This window comes from Tardiphaga sp. 619_E2_N8_4 (assembly GCF_051810905.1).
Lineage (GTDB): Bacteria > Pseudomonadota > Alphaproteobacteria > Rhizobiales > Xanthobacteraceae > Tardiphaga > Tardiphaga robiniae.
Genome location: NZ_JBPWQJ010000001.1, coordinates 543,896 through 560,917 on the forward strand (window position 1 = coordinate 543,896; position 17,022 = coordinate 560,917).

A 17,022-nucleotide genomic window follows, 5' to 3' on the forward strand; every position below is an offset into this window, starting at 1 on the left:
TGCCGCTGCATCACCATCGGTAACGCAGCGTCGCGATCACATCGCGCCGCATGCCGTAATAGCAGCCGGAATCCTGACACAGCCGCACATAGGTCTTGTCGAACAGGTTGCTGGCATTGAGCTGGAACTTGAAGCCCTTGAACTGCGGTCCAAGTCCGGCAAGGTCATAGTGAAGCGCCGCATCGAACAGCGTGACGCCCGGAACGTTATAGGTGTTCATGCTGTCGCCCGCTGTTTCCCCGAAATAGCGGACGCCGGCCGCCAGACCGAAACCATCGAGGACGCCGCTGCGGAAGGTGTAATCGGCCCATAGCGATGCCGCATTGCGCGGGACACCGATTGGCCGTTTACCGAGCGTATCAGGCTCCGAATTCGTATTGACCAGATCGAGATAAGTGTAGGCGCCGAGCAATGTCAGGCTGCGATCGACCTTTACCTTGCCTTCGATCTCGATCCCGCGCGACCGGATCTCACCGGCCTGGACCCGGTTTCTGATATCGTTCGGATCCTGCATCACCACGTTCTGCTGCTTCAGGTCGAAAGCTGCGAAAGTCAGGAGCATCTTTTCGTCTGGTTGATACTTAACGCCGAACTCCTTCTGCTGACCGGTCGTCGGCTTGAACGGATTCAGGGTCCTGTTCGACGCCCCAACGATCGGCTGGAACGACTCCGTATATTGAATGTATGGTGCCACGCCGTTGTCGAACTTGTACAGCAAGGCGCCGCGCTTGGTGGTCGCTTCATCCGATGTCGCGGTGGTGCCGAAGGTCGTGCCGTCGAAGGTCGAGACCGTACGCGACTCGGCCCGATCATGCCGGACCCCCAATAGCGCAACCCAGCGGTCGAACTTGATCTGATCCTGCAGATAAACGCCGACCTGATCGAAGGTCTGCCTGCTGGCGCCATCGAAATCCAGCGTTGGAACAGTTATGCCATAGACAGGATTCAGCGCGTTGATCGCTCCAACACCGGCGAGATAGCCGTTGGAGGCCCGATCGGTGCCGGTCTGGTAGTCCACCCCGAACAACGTCATGTGCTGGAACGGCCCGGTCGCGAACTTTGCCTCGGCCTGATTGTCGATCGCAAAGGTACGCAGTGTTTCCGCCGCAGAAAACGCATCGCGGCCTATGCTGGTAATGTTCGTCTGGTTGGACTGGGGATAGACCGCCTGTGTATAGGTGCTGTTGTCGGTATAGCGGAGATTTTGCCGCACCGTCCAAACGTTATCGAAGCGATGTTCGAACAGATAGCCAATCGAACCATATTCGCGCTTGAATATATTATAGTTCGGGTCGCCCAGGTAGAAGCTGGTTGGAATCCGGCCATTGACAGTCGAGAACAGCGTTCCCACGCCATTCGGCAGTAGCTGATTGTAGAAGCCCGCTTTCGGATCCCTTTGATAGGTCCCCTGGAAGGTGATCGTGGTATCGTTTGTCGGCCGCCACGTCAGCGACGGCGCAATCGAGACGCGCTGATAGTCGCCGTGGTCGACCTGGCTGCCGACGTCGTAGCCGGAAGCGGTGAGGCGATAAAGAAATTCCTTGTTCTTGTCGAGCGGCCCGCTGACATCGATGCCACTCTGGACGCGACCGTAACTACCGGTCGAAAGGAACATCTCCTGATACGGCTCTGTGGTCGGCCGCTTGCTGACCATATTGACCACACCGCCCGGCGAAGCCTGACCGTAGAGCACCGACGCAGGCCCGTGCAGCACCTCCAACCGCTCAAGATTGAAAGGATCGACCAGCGTATAGGCGAAGGTGCCCGACGCCACCCGCAACGAGTCCAGATACTGATCGGCGAGAAAGCCCCTGACATAAACCTGATCGAAGCGGCCGTCCGCACCGTTCCGCTCGCCGACCACCCCGGATGTATAGCGCGTGGCCTGCGACACGCTCTGTGCGGCCTGTGCCTGAATCTGATCCTGCGTGACGACGGAAATTGCCTGCGGCGTTTCGATCAATGGCGTGTCGGTTTTTGTACCCGTCCCGCTACGGGTCGCGACGTAGCCGTCCACGTGCCCCCAAGCGGTTTCGGGCCTCGGATTGACCGGACCTGGCGCAACGGCTTGCTGCGATCGGCGGGCTGCAACGCGACGGCCGCCTCGCGCGCCTGATGTGCTGCGTTTGACTTGAGAGCGGCGTGTCGCTTGCTGTTGTGGCGCGTCGACCGTCACTGCGGGAAGTGTCGACTGCGCACGAACAACAGTCGTAGAATCGAGCGACATGACAAGCGCACTCGCCGCACCGAGCCATGCGGCACGCTTCCAGTTCTTTGATTTTATGATCACGAATTGCCCCAGCTATTCAGCAAGCCTAAGCAGCCCGCTTTACAGCTTCTTCGTGATCCAAAGAGAGAATGGCAACAGGTCAACTGCTAGAATAGGTCAAAGTCGGCGCCGGATGCGATCGGCCTGGCGTTGGCAAATGGAGCCTGGCCACCGCACTGTCGTTCCTATGTGGCGAGCCTGATCACCTACACCATCGCGAAGGCGGTCGGGCTGGGGTAAAGATCTGTAGCCCGGATGAGCGCAGCGATATCCGGGAGTGTCACGCCTGTTGAAACGCCGGCCCCGGATGTCGCTTCGCTCATCCGGGCTGCGAGATCGACTCAAAATCCCGCCGCGAGCCCATCCTTGCGCGGGTCGGAGCCGGCGACATAGCCGCCATCGATTTTACGCACGAGCTGCGCACCGCCGAAGCCGAAGGCGGAGTCCGGCGGTTCGCGCTCGATGACGTGGCCGCGGCTGGCGAGGTCTGCCGCGACATTGTCCGGCACCGCGGTTTCGATCGCCACTTTCAACCCAGCGACATAGCGCCAGCGCGGCGCATCCGCCGCCGTCTGCGGATCCTGCCCCCAGAGCTGCATGCGCAGCATGATCTGCAGATGGCCCTGCGCCTGCATCGGGCCGCCCATCAGGCCGAAGGCCATCAACGGCGCTTTGCCTTGCATGACGAAGCCGGGAATGATGGTCTGGAACGGCCGCTTGCGCGGGCCGACCTGATTGGGATGACCATCGGTCAGGACGAAACCGAAACCGCGATTCTGCAGGCTGATGCCGGTGCCGGGCACGACCACGCCGGAGCCGAAGCCGGAATAATTCGACTGGATATAGGACACCATCATGCCACCAGCGTCGCCGGTGGACAGACACACCGTGCCGCCGGTCTTCGGCGCACCCGCGCCAAAATCCTGCGCACGGCTGCGATCGATCAGCTTGGCGCGCGAGGCAAGATAGGTGGGATTGAGGAGATGCGCGACAGTGACGTCGCGCATGTAATCGAGATCGGCGGCGTAGGCGTAGACATCGGCGAATGCCAGCTTGGTGGCTTCAATCTGCAGGTGGAACGCGTCGCCGCTGTCGAGCACAAGACCGTCGGTGCCGTAGGCCCGCATGATTCCCAGCGCCATCAGCGCCGCGATGCCCTGCCCGTTCGGCGGGATTTCGTGCAGCGATGCGTCGCCGAAATCCTGATGGATGGTGCCGCACCAGTCATTGCGATGCGCGGCCATATCGGCCTCGTCGAGCACAGCGCCATGTTCGCGCGCAAAGGCAGCGATGCGCTGGGCGAGTTCGCCGCGATAGAAGGCTTCGCCCTTGGTCTCGGCGATCAGCTTGAGTGAATAGGCATGGCCCGGTGCCTTGAAGAGTTCACCCGCCGCAGGCGCACGACCGTTCGGCATAAAGGCCTCGGCAAAGCCCGGCTGGTTCTTCAACTCCTCCGCACCGCGGCGCCAGAGTTCGGCGATCACGGGCGAGACGTGGAAGCCATTCTCCGCATAGGAGATCGCAGGCTCGAACAAGTCAGCGAAGGGCAGCTTGCCGAAGCGTTCGGACAGGTCGACCCAGGCCGAGACGGCGCCGGGCACGGTGACGCTCTCCCACCCGCGATGCGGGAATGTCTTGTGATTTGCAAATCGCTCCGGCGTCCATCCCGCCGGCGACCGGCCCGAGGCGTTGAGGCCGTGCAGCTCCTTGCCATCCCAGAGGATGCAATAGGCGTCCGATCCGATGCCGTTGCCGGTCGGCTCGACCACGGTCAGCGTGATCGCTGCCGCGAGCGCCGCATCCAGCGCATTGCCGCCGCGCTCCAGCATGCGCAACCCGGCTTGCGTTGCCAGCGGCTGCGACGCCGCCACCACATTGCGCGCCATGACCGGCGAACGGCGGGAAGCGTAAAGGCCATCATGTCTGTATTGCATCAGTTCAGGCTCTCTTCAGGACTTTGCAGATCAACGCGTCTTCTTATCGTCATTTGCACGAGCCGAACAGACGGGTTGCACCTGCCAAATAGACAGGCGGGTCTGCTCACCTCTCGATCTTGCACCGGCTAGTCGCTTGCGCTTACGGTTCCTCGCCTTCCATCAAGAGGATCAGTATGGCCATCACCGTTATCCGCAACGCGGACTATGTCGTCGCCTGGGACGCCGCAAAGAACAGCCACACCTATGTCACCGGCGGCGACGTCGCTTTCGACGGCGGCCAGATCGTGTTTGCCGGCCGCGACTATCAGGGCGAAGCGGTCACGACCATCGACGGACGCGGGTTCATGGTGATGCCGGGTCTCGTCGATATCCACTCGCATCCGTCCAGCGAACCACTCAACAAGGGCTTTCTCGACGAGATCGGCTCGCCCGGCCTGTATAATTCGTCGCTTTACGAATACATGCCGATCCTGCGGTCCGATCCGGAAGGCGTGCCGGACTGCGTGCGCGTTGCGTATTCCGAACTGCTGCTGTCCGGCGTCACCACGGTGGTTGATCTTTCTATGCCGCATCCGCAATGGCTCGATCTCGCCGGACAAAGCGGCCTGCGCGTCTATATCGCTCCGGGGTTCCGCTCAGCGCGCTGGTTCACGCCGAACGGCACGCTGGTCGATTACGAATGGAACGAGAAGGCCGGCGAAGACGGCATGCTGCAGGCCTTCGCGCTCATCGATGCCGCCGAGAGCCATCCGTCCGGCCGTCTCTCCGGCATGATGTATCCAGCGCAGATCGACACGTGTACGCCACAACTGATGAAAGACAGCTACGCTGAAGCGAAGCGCCGCAACATTCCGTGGCAGACCCATGCGGCGCAGTCGGTGTCGGAATTCCACGAGATCGTCCGCCGCCATGGCGTGACGCCGATCCAGTGGCTCGGCGAACTCGGCGTGCTCGGCCCGACCTCGCTGGTCGGTCACTCCATCTTCGTCGACGACCATCCGCTGACGCCGTGGCACACCAAGCGCGATCTTGCGCTGCTCGCCGAAACCGGAACGACGGTGGCGCATTGTCCCACCGTGTTCATGCGCCGCGGCATCGCGCTACGCGATGTCGGCCGCTATCGCGCGGCCGGCATTTCGGTGGCGATCGGCACCGACACCTATCCGCACAACATGATCGAGGAGATGCGCAACGTGACGATGACCTCGCGGCTGATGGCCGGGCATCCGCGCGGCCTGAACTCGACCATGCTGTTCGAGGCGGCCACCACCGTCGGCGCCAAGGCGCTCGGCCGCAACGACATCGGTAGGCTCGAGGCTGGCTGCAAGGCCGATTTCGTGATGGTCGACGTCACCCATCCGATGATGCAGCCGCATCGCGATCCGATCCGCAGCATGATCTATGCGGCGGCGGAACGCGCGGTGCGTCACGTCTATGTCGATGGCCGGCAGGTGGTGAAGGACGGCGTGGTGCAGACGTTCGATTATCCAGCCGCGGCGCTGCGTGTGCATGAGGCGCAGATACGCGCCGAGGAGCGCACGCCCGGTCTCGACTGGGCGGGCCGCAAGCTGACGGAAATCTCGCCGCTGTCGTTCCCGCTGGCGTGGCCGTCGAACGAATAGCGCGAGACGGAGTGAGCCCCTAACCCGCAACGCTTCGCGTGGCGGGTTAGGGGGAAGCGTTTACACGCGCTCGATGATGATCGCCGGTGCCATGCCGCCGGCGGCGCACATGGTGACCAGACCGCGCTTTAGGTTGCGGCGTTCGAGTTCGTCGAGAACCGTGCCGATCAGGATCGCGCCGGTGGCGCCGATCGGATGACCCAGCGCGATCGAGCCGCCATTGACGTTGACCTTGCTGCGGTCGAGGTCGAGATCGCGGATGAACTTCTCAGCGACCACGGCGAAGGCTTCATTGATCTCCCACAGATCGATGTCTTCCTTCTTGAGACCGGCCTTTGCCAGCACCTTCTTCGCAGCCGGCACCGGCGCATTCAGCATCAGGGTCGGATCGTCGCCGATATTGGCCATGGCCACGATGCGTGCGCGTGGCTTCAGGCCATGCTTGTCGGCATAGGACTTTGAGGTCAGCAGCAAGGCTGCGGCACCATCGACCACACCCGATGAATTGCCGGCGTGGTGGAAATGCTCGATCTTGAGGTCCGGATATTTCTGGTTGATCTGCTTGCGGAAGGTCATGCCGCTTTCATCCAGCGGGTGATCGGCCATCGCAGCGAAAGCCGGCTTCAGACCGGCGAGACCTTCGGCAGTGGTTTCCGGACGGGGATATTCGTCCTTGGCGAGCACGATATTGCCCTCGTCATCCTTGACCGGGACAATGCTCTTGTCGAAACGGCCTTCCTTGATGGCGACGGCTGCGCGGCGCTGGCTTTCCAGCCCGAGCGCATCGAGCGCCTCGCGGCTGATGCCCTCCATCGAGGCAATCGCGTCGCCGCAGATGCCCTGATGCGACTGCGGATGCACCTTGGCGAGCCGCTTGTTGCCCGAGCCCATGCCGAGCGGCGGCTTGCCGGCCGCCATGTCCTCGGCGGCCATCGCACCGGTCAGCGACATCATCTCGGTGCCGCCGGCGATGACGACGTCTTCCATGCCCGACATGATCTGGGCCGCGGCGAAGTTCACCGCGGTGATGCCGCCGCCGCAGAAGCGATCCAGCGTGGTGCCGGAGGCCTTGATGTCATAGCCGGCATCGAGCGCGGCCATTCGGCCGAGATCGCCGCCCTGCTTGCCGCGCTGGGTCGAGGTCGACCAGATCACGTCGTCGACGTCTGCGGTGTTGAGTTTGTTGCGCTCGGCGATCGCCTTGAGCACGGTCGCTGCCAGATGCTGCGGATGCTGTTCGGCGAGCTTGCCCTTGCCCACTTTGCCGATGCCACGGGGCGTGCGGACTGCGTCGATAATATAGGCGTCGGCCATGATCGTCTCCCAAGAATTTTGAAGTGTTTTTCTGACCGCGAGATTGGCCAAGCGACCCGTGAAGTCAAGGTGCGCAGGCGGCATGCACGTCTGCCAAAATTGGCGGGCATCCGGCGCAATTTCGTCCACTCCCGGAAAATTGGCACAACCCAGGCACGATATTATAACCATACCGGCGCTATGAGACGGAGGCAGCCGCGCCGCCGCACGCTCATTGCAATTAACAGCCAGAAATCCAGGAACCTATCTTCATGGATCAGCCTGATGTGACCCGCCGACGCTCGCGCGTATTTGCGCCCGGCCTCGCCGTTGCCGCGCTTTTGCTTCTGCTGCCTGTAGCCGTGTGGCTCGATCTGACCAATCTGGTTGACGCCGCGCTGCGCAGGCAGGCCAACGACCTGAACTCCGTGATCACCAGCGTGCGCGGTTATTACGCAACCAATGTGGTCGGGCGCGTACTGGCCTATCAGGGCACCACGCAGGTGGTGCACAATTATGAAAGCGTGCCCGGCGCGATCCCCATCCCGGCGACGCTTTCCCTCGAACTCGGCCGGGTGATCGGCGCGCAGCAGGAGAACATCAACTACCGCTTCGTGTCGGATTATCCGTTCCAGAACCGCGCGCCGCACCAGCTCGACGATTTCGAAAAGACGTCGCTGCGCAGCCTGCGCGACAATTCCGAACAAAAGATCATCGACACCAAGGCGTCACTGTTCAGCGACACGGTCCGCATCGTCGCGCCGGTGCTGATGGGCCCGGCCTGTGTCAGCTGCCACAACAGCCACCCGGAAAGCCCAAAGAAGGACTGGAAGGTCGGCGACGTCCGCGGCATCCAGGAAGTCATCATCACGCAACCGATCGCGGCCAATCTCTTCTCGTTCAAGTTTCTGCTGGCCTATTTTGCGCTGGCCGCCGTCAGCGGCGTCTCGTTCCTCGCTTTGCAGCGTCGCCAATCGCAGCGTATTGCCGGCATGAACCATGAGCTGGAAGCCAACAACGATTTCCTCGCCGCGCTCTCCATGAAGATCTCACGCTATATCTCACCACAGGTCTACAAGAGCATCTTCAGCGGCCAGAAGGACGTCACCATCCATACCGAGCGCAAGAAGCTGACGATCTTCTTCTCCGACATCCAGAATTTCACGGCCACGACTGAGCGGCTGCAGCCGGAGCTGATCACGCATCTGCTCAACGAGTATTTCACCGAGATGTCGGCGATCGCACACGAGCACGGCGGCACCATCGACAAATTCATCGGCGACGCGATGCTGATCTTCTTCGGCGACCCCGAGACCAAGGGCGACCGCCAGGATGCGCAGGACTGCCTGCGCATGGCGTGGCGGATGCAGCGCAGGCTGATCGAGTTGAATGCGAAGTGGCGCACCGAAGGCATCGAGGAGCCGTTCAAGGCCCGCATCGGCATCAACTCCGGCTATTGCAATGTCGGCAATTTCGGCAGCGCCGATCGCATGGACTATACGATCATCGGTGCGGAGGCCAATCTCGCGGCACGCCTGCAGTCGATCGCAGAACCTGGCGGCATCGCCATCAGCTATGAAACCTTCGCGCTGGTGAGCGACATCATCACCTCGCATCCGCTGCCGCCGATCACCATGAAGGGCATCAGCCGCGAGGTCGTGCCCTATGCGGTGGACAGCATCATCGACGACAGGCCGGTGCAAACCGATATCGTCGTTGAACGCATGCCCGGCCTCGATTTCTATCTGGACCCCTCCGCCGTGCGGCCCGACGACACCGAACGCCTGCGTTCCGTGCTGAACGAGGCGCTGGCCTCGCTGGATCGCAAGGTATAATCGGCCGCAAAGCTGGAGCCTGAGCGCCACACAGCTGTGTCTATCGCCGGCAAGCAGGTTGCTCCGATTCAGCGAAGCACATAGTCATGGCTGAATCACGCTGCGCTTGAAGAACTGCCCGGAATCAGATGCTCCAAGACGATCTTAGCCTGCAGGACGATCCCGGCCTTGCCGCCATGGCGGACACGCTCGCCAGATCGACCGATTACCGCGTCCTCCGCCGGCTGATCCCGCGCACCGAATTCGCGCCGGCCAATGGCCAGCCGACCCGATCCGGAATCCTCCTCGACGTCGAGACCACGGGTCTCGATCAGGTGCGCGACGAAGTCATCGAACTTGCCATGATCAAGTTCGACTATCTGCCGGACGGCAGCATTACGCGCGTCGCTGACATTTTCACCGCATTCAACGAGCCGTCGCGGCCGATCCCGCCGGAGATCACCGAGCTGACGGGCATTACGGACGAGATCGTCGCGGGACATCGCATCGATCCCGATGCCGTCGCCGCTTTCGCCGACGACGCCGTCATCGTCATCGCGCACAATGCGGGCTTCGACCGCAAGTTTTCCGAGCGCTATTGGCCGGTGTTCCAGCACAAGGCCTGGGGCTGTTCGGCCACCGAAGTCGACTGGCGCAAACACGGCTTCGATGGATCGCGCCTCGGCTATCTGCTCGCCGGCGCAGGCTTCTTTCACCAGGCCCACCGGGCGATCGACGATTGTCACGCGCTGCTGGAGATTCTCGCGTTCGAATTGCCCGATCTCGGTGCGCCGGCACTGGCGGTTCTTCTGGAACGCGCCCGCAAGAAAACCATGCGGGTCTGGGCAGAGCAGTCACCTTTCGATCTCAAGGACGAGCTGAAGCGACGCGGCTATCGCTGGAGCGACGGCTCCGACGGCCGGCCGAAGTCCTGGTACATCGATGTCGAAGAAAGCAAAGAAGCGAACGAAATCGAATTCCTGCGCAAGACGATCTACATGCGCGACGTCGAGCCGCGCGTGCAGGCGCTCAGCGCGATGAGCCGGTTTTCGGTACGAGCGTAGAACATCTAAAGAAAAGGCCAGATATTAGCGCCGTCATTGCGAGGAGCCCTTGCGACGAAGCAATCCAGTCTTTTTCTTCTTGAAGACAAGAACTGGATTGCCGCGTCGCTTCGCTCCTCGCAATGACGAACGTTAATTCAATCCAGCCGGCGGTCAGACCGGCTGCAGACCGAGCGCCTGCGCCGCCTCGATCCAGACCGGCAGCTCCTTCTGATACAGCGCATTGGTCTCCTTGAAGCCGAGCGCCGGTTCGAGCACGAAGGTCTTCAGCACTTCCTTCACTTTCGGATCGCTGTTGGCGGCGACGCAAAGCTGCGACAACCGATCGACGATCGGCTGCGGCGTTGCCTTGGGCACGGCCCAGCCCGTGAAGCCGCTCACCGTGAAGAACTTCGACGTCGCGCCCTGCTCGGGCAGCGTTTTCACATTCGGGATGGCGTCGACTTTCTTCGAATGCACGGCGAATGGCACGCCGCGGTCGCTCTGCAGCACACTTTGTGACGCAGTGTAGCTGCCCATCGCGAAATCGATCGAGCCTTCGGCCAGTCCCGTCCACATCGGCGCTTCGCCGCGATAATGGATCGGCTCGATCTTGAGGCCATACTGCTTGTTGAGTTCGTTGATCGTCATATGCGGCGCCGAGCCGACGCTATAGGTGCCGAAGTTCACCTTGTCGTTCTTGCGCGCGAAGGCGACGAAGTCCTCCAGCGTCTTGACGCCGGATTTTGGACTGGCGACCAACGGCAATCCGGCGCCGGGAATGACGCTGACCAGCGTCAGGTCCTTGTCCATGTCGTAGCCGGGCGTCTTGAGCATCACCCGGTTCATTACATAGGTGGTCGAGATGGAGCAGAGAATCGTGTGACCGTCTGGCTCGGCGCGCGCGACTTCCGCTGTGCCAATGGCGCCGGATGCGCCGGCCTTGTTTTCGATGACGACAGTCTGTCCGACCTGTTTGGATATATATTCACCGAAGGCGCGAGCGAGCAGATCGGTCTGCCCGCCGGCTGGATAGCTACAAATCATGCGGATCTGCCGCGATGGCCAGGCGGCTTGCGCCGAAACATCGCGCGCGACGAACGGCATGGCGGCAGCTGCCGACCCGGCAGCAATGAAGTGACGACGATTGATGATCGCAGACATGTTTCCCTCCGTTGTTTTTTATGACGGTAGCCGATCGCTCCCTCATTCGCCACGACGATAGGCGGGACAGATTGGCGCATTGGAAAAGCAAATCGCTTCCAGCTCTGCACGTATCGGCTCAAGCCATCTGGATCGCAGCGCGGCAGTGCAGTAGTGTCCGCGCAAACTAAAAATGCCGGACCGTTCGGATCTGGCGCACACATCACGTGAGGGACGAAACACCATGGCGCGGAATATTCTGATTCTCGGAGCTTCCTACGGCTCGTTGCTGGCGACGAAGCTCTTGATGGCAGGTCATAACGTGACCCTCGTGTGCCGGAAGAAGACCGCCGAACTCATCAATCGCGATGGTACTGAAGTGCGCATCAAACTGCGCGACGAACCGACCCACCGCGCCATCTTCTCACGCGACCTGCCAGGCAAACTGGATGCGACCTCGCCGGATCAGGTCGACCTGTCGCGCTACGATCTGGTCGGTCTTGCGATGCAGGAGCCGCAATACACCAACCACACGATTCGCGTTCTGATGATCAAGATCGCCGCGGCGAAGCTGCCTTGCCTGTCGATCATGAACATGCCGCCGCTGCCCTATCTCAAGCGCATTCCGGGGCTGGCCGACATGAAACTCGAAGAGGCCTATACCAATGCCCAGGTGTGGGAACGCTTCGACCCGGGACTGGTGACGCTGTGCTCGCCCGATCCGCAGGCCTTCCGGCCGCCGGAAGAAGCGGCGAATGTGCTTCACGTCGGCCTGCCAACGAATTTCAAGGCATCGGCCTTTGCCGATTCGACTCACAACAAGCTGCTGCGCGAACTCGAAGCCGACATCGACGCCGTGAAGCTCGACGGCCAGGACGTGCCGGTGAAGCTGAAAGTATTCGACTCGCTGTTCGTGCCGCTGGCGAAATGGTCGATGCTCCTGACCGGCAACTATCGCTGCATCACGCCCGAAGAGCCGCAGTCGATCCGCGAGGCCGTTCACGGCGACCTGAAAGTGTCGCAGTCGATCTACGAGCATGTCGATGCCGTCGCACGGCGTCTCGGCGCTGATCCCGAGGATCAGGTCCCGTTCGCCAAATATGCCAAGGCAGCGGAGAGCCTGCTCAAGCCGTCATCGGCGGCGCGCGCAGTTGCTGCTGGCGCGCCGTTTATCGAGCGGGTCGATCTTCTGGTGAAGTTGATCTCGCATCAGCTCGGCATGACCAATGCAAATATCGACCGCACGGTCGAAGTCGTCGATCAGAAGCTCAACGAGCGGCTGGAGTCCAGCGCGGGAATCTGACGCGCTGGCGTGACGGCGCTGCGATTGAATACCGGCTTCGCGACTGACGTCAGACGCGAAGCCACCGCCGCGACGGCGTCCTCTATTTGATTGATATGATCTCGAGCTCCTGGGCGCCCGCGCCGACGATGTCACCGACGGCCTTGCCCATCAGCGATTTCGCCACCGGGGACACGAAGGAAATCGAACCGGCTTTGGGATCCGCTTCGTCCTCGCCCACGATCCGATAGGTCTGCACACGCCCGTCGTTGCGGGAGAAGGTCACCGTGCTGCCAAAGGCAACGGTGTCGGTCGATGTCGGGGCTGGAACGAGCTGGGCCGTGCGGACACGGGCCGCGAAATAGCGCATGTCCCGCAGCGGGATCGCAGCCTGACGCCGTCGCTCGTTCACGTCGTCGATCGCGCTCGCCGCGTCATGGGCCTCGCGCGCCTGCTGGAGCTGCGTCTCCAGCGCCTGCAAACCGGCTTCGGTCACGAGGTTCGGATGAGGCGAGATCGGGCGATCGGGCAGCTGGGTTTCCGCAGCCGTTTCGGCACTTTCTTCCTTGGTGAAGGCAACGCTCAATCTCGAACTCCGTATCGACGCGATCCGCGGTGACGGCGCAGGAAGCGATTATCCCATTGGTTTGTCAAAACCATGCAGAAATAGCCTGATCGCGTAAATGGCACCCGGAATTTTGCTGCTTTGCGGCACCGGACGGCGACAAGGCAGCCCTGTTCCAGCGGAGGGGCAATCCGATTGTGTTTGCGATCTTCGGGGGTTATGCACTGGCTAGACCGATCCTAAATTGGATCGTGGACGGACCCTGCCCTGACCGCAGGGTCTGACATGCGCCAATGCCGAGCGCCGGCGGCGGTGCATTCAAGCCTCGCAGATCAAGAACGCCGTCAGGAAGGAATTCGTCGTGTCCAAGTCGCCCGTCGTCACCATCGACAACCATCCCGGCCGCTCCGCGCAGACCATCGGCATTGCGCGCATACTCGGCACGGACGAGACGCTCATTCATGAGCCGTCGGTGGGCGTGGTGGGCACCAAGGGCGACAGCCAGTGCTACATGGGCGTGATGTCCAAGGTGGACGCGATCCATGAGAGCCTGAAGAAGCGCATCGGTCGCGGCGAAGGCCAGTTGCCCTATCGCCTGGTGCAGCCGGAATACACCATCGCCACTTCGGACGGCATCCGCAACGGCACGCGCGAAATGCGCTATTCGCTGATCGGCCGCGAAGTGACCAACGACGCGCTGTCGGAGCATCTGAGTGCCACCGGCCTGCTCGGCACCATCGCCGTGGTCGCCTGCGACAAGCCGCCGGTCGGCGCGCTGGCCGCGCTGCTCGAACATAACGAGCCGTCGATCATCATGTCGGACGGCGCGATCCATCCCGGCACCGATCCGGAGACGGGCGAGAAGCTCGACATCGTCAGCGCCTATCAGGTCGCCGGCAATCCCGACGCCGAATATCGCCACCGCATCGCCTGCCATGCCTGCCCGGGCTATGGCTCTTGCGGCGGCATCTTCACCTACAACACCATGCAGACTTTCATCGGCGTGGTCGGCATGCAGCCGCTGCACATGGTGGCGCCACCATCGGACGATCCGCGTCGCGTCAAGGAATTCCCGGAGCAGCTGGTCAGCTATCTCGCCAACATGATCGCCAAGGGCATCAAGCCGCGCGACATCGTCAGCCGCGACTCGATCCGCAACGCGATGATCGTGTCGCTGGCGATCGGTGGCTCGACCAATGTGACGCTGCATGCGCCGGAAATCGCGCGCGCCGCGGGCTTCGCCGACTTCTGGAAGGAAGTCATGACGCCGGCGGAGTTCAACTACCTTTCGCAATATATCGTGCCGGTCCTCACCGACGCCCGGCCCTATGGCAAATATTCGATGGTCGATATCGATGCGGTCGGCGGCGTGCAGGTGATCGTGCGCGAGCTGATGGATGCCGGCCTGATCAATGGCGACGTGCTGACCTGCACCGGCGAAACGCTGGCCGAGCAGATCAAACGCCTCGAGACCAAGCCGGCCGACGGCCGTGTCGTCTATACTGTCGCGAAGCCCTACAAGCCGACCGGCGGGTTGCGCGTGCTCGGCGGCAACCTGTCGCCGGAATTCTCCGCCATTCTCAAGCTCGCCGGCGTCGAAGGCGGACTCGAGGACAATCGGTTCCGCGGCACCGCGCGCGTGTTCGAAGGCGAGCGCGGCCTGCTGCAGGCGCTCGACCAGCATCCGGAAAAATTCCAGAACCACGACATGGTGATCGTGCGCTACGACGGCCCGGTCGGCGCGCCCGGCATGCCGGAAATGCTCGACCCGACCTCGCGTATCACCACGCTGTGCCGCGAGCGCAATATCGTGGTTGGTCTCATGACCGATGCGCGCTTCTCCGGCGGCTCGGTGGGCCTGGTCATCGGCCATGTCGGCCCGGAAGCCGCACTCGGTGGTGCCATCGGGTTGATCGAGGACGGCGACGAGATCATCGCCGATCTCAATCTCAACGAACTCAACTGCACGCAGCTGCAGGACCCCGCCATCTATGCCAAGCGCAAGGCGGCATGGGAGAAGGTGGTCGCGGACAATGGCGGCATCCATCCGAGCTGCGGCGAGGCCGATACGCGCCTGCTGCATCGCGCCCGCACCAGCGCCGTGCCCGCCACCCGCGGCGCCGGCCTGCATCCGAACCGCGAGGTTTGGGTGCGCAACCAGCGCGAAGCCACGCGCTCGGGTTTCGTGCCGAAAAATACGCATCGTCCGGAAGCCAACAAGGCGTTCTAGACCTGCGGACGGGCAGTCAGGGCCGGGTTTGCTGTAAAGCTTCCGGCCTGAGCCATTTCCCGTCATCTTCCATCGACTCTTCCCAAAGCGGCCGAAGCATTTTTCTTGATTGGAAGCATGATCTCTCGACAAACGAACTCGTTTGTCGGCGAAAACCGGCATCCACTTTTCGGGGTCATGCTCTAACCGTCTCCTGCTTCAAGCATTTTGAGCGCCTCGCGGTTATCTGCGGCGCGGGCATCGTCGATGTAAGCGACGAGCAACCGGTTGATGGCGACCGAATCAAGCAGCCTGAATTCGCGGGGCCTGATCCAGCCATCGAAATAGCGGTCGATATAACCGATGGGGCTATCGCGCTCCTCCACCCAGTTCGGCCCGATCAAACCTTGAGGGTGCAGTTCCCAGTAGCAGGAAATGAGGTGGCCGCCTTGGGCACCACCCTGGGCAGAGTGGCCAAGGATTCGCTGACCGTCGCGTGGCGCCTCACTCATCGGCCGAAGGAAGTGGCCGTATTCACGTAAAATCCGCTCAACCTGCATGCAACGCGATTCCATTCACGGAGGCGCCGACCGGCACCACGCAAACATCTAACGGGTCGCGCGTTTTTTGTTTCCCATGACAGACCGGTCGGCGTCATCACGCAGCCGGCATTCGCACAGCGGTTTGAGACGTTCCAAACGTGATGCGGGGGTTGCAGCCGATGCAGATAAAGCGCTGCGGTTTTGCCGATCACAATAAATCGATCTAGAGCAAAACCAAACTGCTGCGGGTTAGCGCGAACAGGTACGCTGGTCCGCCAAACCTCTGTAAATTAAGGCATCTTTCAGCTTTTATTAAGGCGTCGATAAGCATGCCGTTGCGCCAATCCAGATCGTGTCGGGTTGTCGATTGCTGTGGCGAATGGGTGACAGCATTTTACGCAAAAGCTGTCTAAGTCCACGCCATAGACGGAGCGAACGCGCTCTCGCTCTAAAATGGTTTTCTGGAGAAGAAGAAAATGAAGAACTTCCTGATGGGCACCGTTGCCCTGATCGCCCTGGGCGCCTCGGTTCCGGCAATGGCCGCTGACCTGGCTGCTCGTCCCTACACCAAGGCTCCGGCTTACGTTGCCGCTCCGATCTACAACTGGACCGGTTTCTACATCGGCGGTCACGTCGGCGGCGCGTTCAACGGTTCGAACGGCTTCGGCGGCACCTCCGACAATTCGGACGGCCGTTTCCTCGGCGGTCTGCAGATCGGCGCTGACTACCAGTTCGCTCCGAACTGGGTCGTTGGTATCGAAGGTCAGTACAGCTGGGTTGGTTCGAACAACACCAACGTCGCTTTCGTTCCGGCTGGCGTCACCTACAACCTGAACCAGAAGGGCCTCGGCTCGGTTACCGGTCGTATCGGTTACACTTGGGGTCCGGCACTGCTCTACGTGAAGGGCGGCTACGCTTACTCCGACTACAGCGAATCGCTGGTCACCACCGCTGGTGGCGTTCCGGTTGCCTTCGCTGGCGGCACCAAGCATGACGGTTACACCGTCGGCGCCGGCCTCGAATACCTGTTCACCCAGAACTGGTCGGGCAAGGTTGAGTACCAGTACTACGACTTCGGCAAGACCACTTTCGCCGCTCCGTCGCCTGCTGGCATCGTCGGCCTGTCGTCCAAGAACGACGAGCACACCGTCAAGGCTGGCCTGAACTACCGCTTCAACTGGGGTGGCCCGGTTGTTGCGAAGTACTGAGCTTCGCGCCTGATTTCAGGCTCTTAACTACGGAAAGGCCGGCGGAAACGCCGGCCTTTTTCGTTTTACCCTTTGGTAACCTCGCAAGCCCCGCG

12 protein-coding genes are annotated in these 17,022 nt (G+C 61.7%); 6 read left to right on the plus strand and 6 right to left on the minus strand.

From position 1 onward, the window contains the following. Nucleotides 1-10 precede the first annotated feature (10 nt). Both AB8A23_RS02595 and AB8A23_RS02600 read right to left on the minus strand, forming a co-directional pair. Complete coding sequence (locus AB8A23_RS02595) at nt 11-2,017, minus strand: TonB-dependent siderophore receptor (protein ID WP_439056970.1); 2,007 nt, start codon at nt 2,015-2,017, stop codon at nt 11-13. 593 nt (nt 2,018-2,610) lie between these two features. Beyond that, on the minus strand, nt 2,611-4,203 hold the full coding sequence (locus AB8A23_RS02600; RefSeq protein ID WP_439056969.1) for a gamma-glutamyltransferase family protein: 1,593 nt from the start codon (nt 4,201-4,203) through the stop codon (nt 2,611-2,613). Between the two features lie 176 nt (nt 4,204-4,379). Between AB8A23_RS02600 and AB8A23_RS02605 the strand changes: the two genes are divergently transcribed. Beyond that, the gene (locus tag AB8A23_RS02605; RefSeq protein ID WP_439056968.1) at nt 4,380-5,828 is read left to right on the plus strand and encodes an amidohydrolase family protein; all 1,449 of its coding nucleotides are present in this window, start codon (nt 4,380-4,382) and stop codon (nt 5,826-5,828) included. Nucleotides 5,829-5,888: 60 nt separating this feature from the next. Here AB8A23_RS02605 and AB8A23_RS02610 read toward each other — a convergent pair whose 3' ends face one another. Further along, nucleotides 5,889-7,142, minus strand: a complete 1,254-nt coding sequence (locus AB8A23_RS02610; protein ID WP_439056967.1) for an acetyl-CoA C-acetyltransferase — start codon at nt 7,140-7,142, stop codon at nt 5,889-5,891. Between the two features lie 251 nt (nt 7,143-7,393). Here AB8A23_RS02610 and AB8A23_RS02615 point away from each other — a divergent pair, with 251 nt between their 5' ends. Both AB8A23_RS02615 and AB8A23_RS02620 read left to right on the plus strand, forming a co-directional pair. Beyond that, nucleotides 7,394-8,956 (plus strand): adenylate/guanylate cyclase domain-containing protein, encoded by a 1,563-nt coding sequence (locus AB8A23_RS02615; RefSeq protein WP_439056966.1) that lies wholly within the window; start codon nt 7,394-7,396, stop codon nt 8,954-8,956. A 128-nt stretch (nt 8,957-9,084) separates the two neighbouring features. Next, nucleotides 9,085-9,999 carry a 3'-5' exonuclease gene (locus AB8A23_RS02620; RefSeq protein WP_439056965.1) on the plus strand — a complete coding sequence of 305 codons (915 nt, stop codon included), beginning with the start codon at nt 9,085-9,087 and terminating at the stop codon, nt 9,997-9,999. A 153-nt stretch (nt 10,000-10,152) separates the two neighbouring features. Here AB8A23_RS02620 and AB8A23_RS02625 read toward each other — a convergent pair whose 3' ends face one another. Beyond that, the gene (locus AB8A23_RS02625) at nt 10,153-11,142 is read right to left on the minus strand and encodes a tripartite tricarboxylate transporter substrate binding protein (protein ID WP_120288181.1); all 990 of its coding nucleotides are present in this window, start codon (nt 11,140-11,142) and stop codon (nt 10,153-10,155) included. A gap of 223 nt (nt 11,143-11,365) precedes the next feature. Here AB8A23_RS02625 and AB8A23_RS02630 point away from each other — a divergent pair, with 223 nt between their 5' ends. Further along, nucleotides 11,366-12,424, plus strand: coding sequence for a ketopantoate reductase family protein (locus tag AB8A23_RS02630; protein WP_439056964.1), 1,059 nt, complete (start codon nt 11,366-11,368; stop codon nt 12,422-12,424). Nucleotides 12,425-12,506: 82 nt separating this feature from the next. Here AB8A23_RS02630 and greA read toward each other — a convergent pair whose 3' ends face one another. Beyond that, a complete protein-coding gene (gene greA, locus AB8A23_RS02635; protein WP_309940500.1) occupies nt 12,507-12,989 on the minus strand; it encodes a transcription elongation factor GreA in 483 nt (160 codons plus the stop codon). A gap of 340 nt (nt 12,990-13,329) precedes the next feature. Between greA and AB8A23_RS02640 the strand changes: the two genes are divergently transcribed. After that, on the plus strand, nt 13,330-15,198 hold the full coding sequence (locus AB8A23_RS02640) for a dihydroxy-acid dehydratase domain-containing protein (protein ID WP_089266852.1): 1,869 nt from the start codon (nt 13,330-13,332) through the stop codon (nt 15,196-15,198). A 182-nt stretch (nt 15,199-15,380) separates the two neighbouring features. Here AB8A23_RS02640 and AB8A23_RS02645 read toward each other — a convergent pair whose 3' ends face one another. After that, nucleotides 15,381-15,737, minus strand: coding sequence for a hypothetical protein (locus AB8A23_RS02645; RefSeq protein WP_439056963.1), 357 nt, complete (start codon nt 15,735-15,737; stop codon nt 15,381-15,383). A 458-nt stretch (nt 15,738-16,195) separates the two neighbouring features. On the opposite strand from AB8A23_RS02645, the gene AB8A23_RS02650 reads away from it, so the two are divergent. Further along, a complete protein-coding gene (locus AB8A23_RS02650; RefSeq protein ID WP_120288178.1) occupies nt 16,196-16,927 on the plus strand; it encodes an outer membrane protein in 732 nt (243 codons plus the stop codon). Nucleotides 16,928-17,022 lie beyond the last annotated feature (95 nt).

Bases quoted from the DNA above. Each gene is read 5' to 3' on its own strand.
- AB8A23_RS02625 (WP_120288181.1), bottom strand. From the start codon at position 11,142: ATGTCTGCGATCATCAATCGTCGTCACTTCATTGCTGCCGGGTCGGCA.
- AB8A23_RS02615 (WP_439056966.1), top strand. From the start codon at position 7,394: ATGGATCAGCCTGATGTGACCCGCCGACGCTCGCGCGTATTTGCGCCC.
- AB8A23_RS02605 (WP_439056968.1), top strand. From the start codon at position 4,380: ATGGCCATCACCGTTATCCGCAACGCGGACTATGTCGTCGCCTGGGAC.
- AB8A23_RS02610 (WP_439056967.1), bottom strand. From the start codon at position 7,142: ATGGCCGACGCCTATATTATCGACGCAGTCCGCACGCCCCGTGGCATC.
- AB8A23_RS02650 (WP_120288178.1), top strand. From the start codon at position 16,196: ATGAAGAACTTCCTGATGGGCACCGTTGCCCTGATCGCCCTGGGCGCC.
- AB8A23_RS02630 (WP_439056964.1), top strand. From the start codon at position 11,366: ATGGCGCGGAATATTCTGATTCTCGGAGCTTCCTACGGCTCGTTGCTG.
- AB8A23_RS02600 (WP_439056969.1), bottom strand. From the start codon at position 4,203: ATGCAATACAGACATGATGGCCTTTACGCTTCCCGCCGTTCGCCGGTC.
- AB8A23_RS02645 (WP_439056963.1), bottom strand. From the start codon at position 15,737: ATGCAGGTTGAGCGGATTTTACGTGAATACGGCCACTTCCTTCGGCCG.
- AB8A23_RS02620 (WP_439056965.1), top strand. From the start codon at position 9,085: ATGCTCCAAGACGATCTTAGCCTGCAGGACGATCCCGGCCTTGCCGCC.